Source organism: Pseudoselenomonas caprae, assembly GCF_008271345.1.
GTDB classification, from domain to species: domain Bacteria; phylum Bacillota; class Negativicutes; order Selenomonadales; family Selenomonadaceae; genus Selenomonas_A; species Selenomonas_A caprae.
On record NZ_VTOZ01000055.1, the window covers coordinates 1 to 2,513 of the forward strand.

The 2,513-nt window shown below is 49.6% G+C and carries 2 protein-coding genes; one reads left to right on the forward strand and one right to left on the reverse strand.

Annotated features, from left to right (window positions below; translation table 11 throughout):
* Window positions 1-108: 108 nt before the first annotated feature.
* A complete protein-coding gene (gene blaACI / locus FZ041_RS14250; RefSeq protein WP_149190052.1) occupies window positions 109-963 on the reverse strand; it encodes an ACI family class A beta-lactamase in 855 nt (284 codons plus the stop codon).
* 172 nt (window positions 964-1,135) lie between these two features.
* Here blaACI and FZ041_RS14255 point away from each other — a divergent pair, with 172 nt between their 5' ends.
* The gene (locus FZ041_RS14255) at window positions 1,136-2,497 is read left to right on the forward strand and encodes an IS701 family transposase (RefSeq protein WP_006555382.1); all 1,362 of its coding nucleotides are present in this window, start codon (window positions 1,136-1,138) and stop codon (window positions 2,495-2,497) included.
* Window positions 2,498-2,513: the final 16 nt, after the last annotated feature.

Sequence of the window (2,513 nt, forward strand, 5' to 3'; positions counted from 1 at the left end):
TAAGGGTTTCAGGTGTGCGAAGTTTGAGTGAGATATAAATGTTTGGCGAAATATTTTTGCGTGATGGCCCTCTCTGCCCATCGGCAATACCGATGCTATCAAGCCCCTTTAAAATACTAAATTATCAAAAATTCGTTTTGCCGCCTCCGCAATCATAGCGTCGTCAGATTTTGCATTTTTTTCCGTGCGGCGCGACATTATCGCCATGACAATGGGTTTGCGATTGGGCGGATAAATCACGGCAATATCATTCCGCGCCCCATAATCGCCTGAACCGCTCTTGTCGATAACTTTCCAACCTTGCGGAGTTTCTGCCTTGATAAGCGTGTCGGTTATGGAATTGTCGCTCATCCAATCAATCAGCAGTTGTTTCTTGTCGTCGCTCAAAATATCGCCGAATATATAGACTTGCAAATTTTTTACCATCTGTCTCGGCGTGCTAGTATCACGATTATCTTTTGGATTGAAAAGATTAAGTTCAGGTTCATTTCGCGCAGGTTTGGTAGTTTTGTCGCCAATATTTTTAAGTGCCACCTTGAAATTTTCCACGCCGCCGATCTCCTGCAAAATTAAATTTGCCGCCGTGTTGTCACTCCACCTGAGCGATGCCGAACAAATTTCCGCCAGCGTCATGCCATCAGCAACATGGTCTTTGGTGATTGGCGCGTAGGACAAAATATCTTCCGCCGAAAACTTACGAATTTCATTCAAATCGGAGGTATTTTTTTGTCTTAGCAATTCTGCAGCCGTAAAAACTTTGTGTGTCGAGCAGTAGGAAAAACGCGTATCAGGTTTGTAGCAAATTTTTTTTCCATTCTCCATGTCAACGGCGTAAACACCAATCACGGCGTTATATTTATTTTCCAGATCAGCAAGATTTAATTTCTGCCGCGCTTGACAATCCTGAAGGCAGAAAACCATCAAGCCACAGATTATCAAAAACAAAAAACAAAATTTCTTCATAATAACCTCCTACTATCTGTTGAACGACCCGCCAAATTCAACGGGTCGTATTGGCTCAATAGAGCGTGATCATCAGCAATTAGCACTCTTATTGCCATTACTAATACATCACTTCATACAATCAAAGATGCAGTCACTTTCACCACAAACCAAACACGAGAGGTGCTACGTGATGTCTCAATTATACACCAGTCAGCCGACAGTTAACAGACTCCTGACGACTTTTTCTTCCTTGTTCCCATCTGCGACGAGACGGACGCGCCATCTGCTGGCGTGGTTACTCATTGCTCAACTGGCTCTGGAGTCGGCGCCGTCGGTGCGCTGCCTGTTCCGGCAGTTCCTATCGAAGCAGACGGACGCATCGCTCAACAGCTATTACCGCGCCCTTGGCAACGGCCTCGTCACGGATGCATCCATTCGCCAGGCCTTGGCGCTGCAGGCGCTTGCCATAGTGCCAGAGGCACTGCGGCAGGAGCCTATCCTGCTCAGCGTGGACGACACGTCCATTGCCAAGTGGGGCAAGCACTTCGACGGTGTAGGCATCCTGTACGACCACGCCAAACACGATGGCAAGTCCTATTTCAATGGGCATGCCTTCGTCAGCCTGACGATGAGCGTGCCGGTCCTCCATGAGACCGCAGGCAAGCAGCAGATCCGTTATATCGCGGTGCCGATTGGCTACGTCATGAGCAACGGCGAAGCCTCGAAGCTGACACTTGCCTGCCAGCTTCTCGATGAAGTCATGCCAATCCTTGAAAAACGCCAGGTCATCCTGCTCTTCGATAGCTGGTACGCCAAGCGCGAGTTGCTCGCACATGCTCTCAGCTATCCGAATCTCAATGTGACCTGCAATGCACGCCACGATACGGCCATGTTCGAGTTGCCGGATTCGACGGCAGGCCGTCGCGGCCGTCCACCAAAGTACGGTAAACGCTTGATGCTGGACGAGATTGCCAATGATCTCACGAATTACCTTTGCCGGATGGACAACTATTTTGTTGCTCACCGTCTGGTGAAAACGCGCATCTTTGGCGACCATACCGTCCATGCCTATGTGACGCTGAGCAAGAGTGGCTCGTACCGTCTCTTTTTCAGCACCATAGATCCGATGGCGCTGCACATGAGCATTGCTTGGCAGGAGAACAAAGGGCTCCGCAACACCAGCTCCAAGCATATGGCGATTTACCCGCTCAAGCTCTACAAGCTCCGCTGGGGCATTGAGACGAACTACTACGAGCAGAAGATGTTCTGGGAGCTCGGCAGCTACAAAGTTCGCACAAAGACTGCGATTGAGCATCTGCTGAACCTAACGAATTCCGGGCACGCTCTCATGAAGATCCTGCCGTATGAGGACGAGCGGCTGAACACCTACCGGGACAAGAGCCCGCAAGAGCTGCGGCACGCGCTAAGCCAGCAGATCCACAAGGAAGTATTTTTCGCCACTTTGGTGTCCAAAGCCCAAAGTAGCATAAATTCAAGCACATTGCTCAAGGCTTTGCAAGCATTGGCTTGGGGCGATGAGCAAGCGGCTTAAAAGCTGTAAACTGTTG

Excerpts from the sequence above, each read along its gene's own strand:
- FZ041_RS14255 (WP_006555382.1), top strand. The coding sequence starts at position 1,136 with ATGTCTCAATTATACACCAGTCAGCCGACAGTTAACAGACTCCTGACG.
- blaACI (WP_149190052.1), bottom strand. The coding sequence starts at position 963 with ATGAAGAAATTTTGTTTTTTGTTTTTGATAATCTGTGGCTTGATGGTT.